Annotated in this window: 3 protein-coding genes and 1 pseudogene; 1 reads left to right on the forward strand and 3 read right to left on the reverse strand. The window is 63.2% G+C overall.

Annotated elements, in window-relative coordinates; genetic code table 11:
* Positions 1 to 427: undecaprenyl-diphosphate phosphatase (locus EOA28_RS33990; RefSeq protein WP_281060949.1), on the reverse strand; the 427-nt coding region annotated here is incomplete at its 3' end.
* A 205-nt stretch (positions 428 to 632) separates the two neighbouring features.
* On the opposite strand from EOA28_RS33990, the gene EOA28_RS33995 reads away from it, so the two are divergent.
* A complete protein-coding gene (locus EOA28_RS33995) occupies positions 633 to 1,565 on the forward strand; it encodes a hypothetical protein (protein WP_127252841.1) in 933 nt (310 codons plus the stop codon).
* Positions 1,566 to 1,584: 19 nt separating this feature from the next.
* On the opposite strand, the gene EOA28_RS34000 is transcribed toward EOA28_RS33995, so the two are convergent.
* Together EOA28_RS34000 and EOA28_RS40665 are read right to left on the reverse strand one after the other, a co-directional pair.
* Complete coding sequence (locus EOA28_RS34000; RefSeq protein ID WP_127252842.1) at positions 1,585 to 1,797, reverse strand: hypothetical protein; 213 nt, start codon at positions 1,795 to 1,797, stop codon at positions 1,585 to 1,587.
* A gap of 129 nt (positions 1,798 to 1,926) precedes the next feature.
* A pseudogene (locus EOA28_RS40665) lies at positions 1,927 to 2,033 on the reverse strand (GFA family protein); the annotation flags it as partial.

Consider the following 2,033-nt stretch of genomic DNA (forward strand, 5'->3'; position numbering starts at 1 on the left):
TGGCGATGCAGGCCCAGCCGATAACGGCGAGCCCGCGCAGCGGCGAATTGCAGGCGTTGAGCACTCCGGAAAGCGCAAGGCCGGCAATGATGATCGGGATGGTGGCAAGGATGATGCTGATCGCCAGGCGGAAATAGCGGTCGCCGAAATCGCGGCGCGAGATTGCCGCGATCGATCCGAAGAGCACGTCCCTGACATCGCTCCAGAAATAGCTGATCACCGCCGCCAGCGCCGCCAGCTGCATCGCGGCCGAGAAGGCCGATCCGGGATCCTGCCAGCCGAGCACCGCCGGCACGATGCGCATATGCGCCGTGGACGAGATCGGCAGCAATTCGGTGATGCCTTGCACGATGCCCAGAAATGCCACTTTGGCATAACCCAGGCCGACAAAGCCGGTATCCAACCCTTGAGTGCAGACGTCGGTCATCTCAACCCTTTTCCCCGGGCCTCGGTCTCCTCCGAGGCAAAAGTGAATCGTCATTCGAAAAGCCCCACGAGGACAGGCTTAGCCTCACGATAGCGTGATTCCAACTCACGGATTTGTAAGGTGCCGCTAATCCTGCTTGACAACGCTTGGCACCATATTATCATTCGCTAATCTTACACTGTAAGGCATATCGGAGGAGCATGCCATGTCGACCGCCGCCCTCTCGGAACTCGAGCCTGTCGTGCCGCTGGAGACGCACCCCCCGGAAATCGCGATCGAGGAGGTATCGCGTGACTTCAGCCGCGCCATCGAGCGCGCCGAAGTCGCGGCCTGGCGCGACCTTTACGACGCGGCGCCCGCCGATTTCGCGGCACGCCAAGGGCTGTCGATCGCGAGCGAGGGCGATCTGGTCTGGACCACCTGCACGACGATCCCGTTCATCCATTTCAACTGCGTGAAGAATATCGGCGTCGATGGTCCGGCGACCGAGGAACAGCTCGACGCGCTGCTTGCGCATTATCGCGAGGCCGGCATCATGCGGCCGTGGTTCTACACCAGTCCGCACACCGAGCCGGCGCGGCTGAGATGCTGGCTGGAAGCGCGCGGCCTGCAGCATCAGGGCGGCTGGGAGCGCATCTATCGCGACGCGACGCCGCTGCCAGCCGAACCGCTCTTCCCGCGCGACCCGCTGATCCCGGTAGATGATCCCGTTATCGAGGAGGTGACCCCCAGGACGGCTTCGGAATGGGCTTCTTTCATCGATGCCAAATACAGGCTCCCCACCTCGCCCTGGCTCACCGCGCTTGTCGGCCGCAAGGGTTGGCGCCACTACATGCTGAAACGTGGCGGCGCGGTCGCCGCGGTGCGCTCGCTTTTCATCGGCCCCGACGGCGCCGCCTGGAGCGGCATCGACGCGCCGGTACCTGGCATCATGGCGCCGAGCTTCGATCTGGATGCCATGCTTGGGGAAAGGCTGGTTCGCGACGGCATTGCGGCCGGCGCGAAGCTGTTTGTCGCCGATATCGAGGCGCCGCTCCCCGACCGCGACGGACCGGCCTATCGCAACTACGACCGGCTCGGCTTCAAGCTCGCCTATTTACGCAATCACTACGCTTACCTGCCGGCGTATTCGAGCTGACCATTTTCCTGGAACTGCCTCAGCGGTGCAGCCACTGCTTCAGGCAGCTTCTTGCCACCACATGGGCCGGCGGCACCGAAGCCTGGTCGATACGGGAATCATCGCCGGCCTTGTCTCGCGCCTTTTCCAGGAGCAGGCGAAGCTCGGCCGGCCGCACGCGGTCGCGCGCCATCACGAGCTGGATCATCGGGTCGTTCAAAAGCTCGTCCAGGGTGTTGATGCTCTCGCTCATCCGTCGCCTCCTCGATGCCTGCCCGCATGGCGCTTACATAGGCAGCCAAAGATGGCCCGCCAATGACGCTTTGCCGGCTATGTCGTGCAGCGGAGATGAAATTTTTGTGCAGAGATGCGTCGCAATGACTCAGGCCGGCGGCGCGCCTTCATATTGCGGCAGGCCATCGTCGAGCATCAGCCAGGGCTGCTTCGAGGCAGTCCAGAAATGCATGTCCGGCTTGAACAGCGACGGGT

Source organism: Mesorhizobium sp. M2A.F.Ca.ET.067.02.1.1, from assembly GCF_004023285.1.
In the GTDB taxonomy this organism is placed as follows: domain Bacteria; phylum Pseudomonadota; class Alphaproteobacteria; order Rhizobiales; family Rhizobiaceae; genus Mesorhizobium.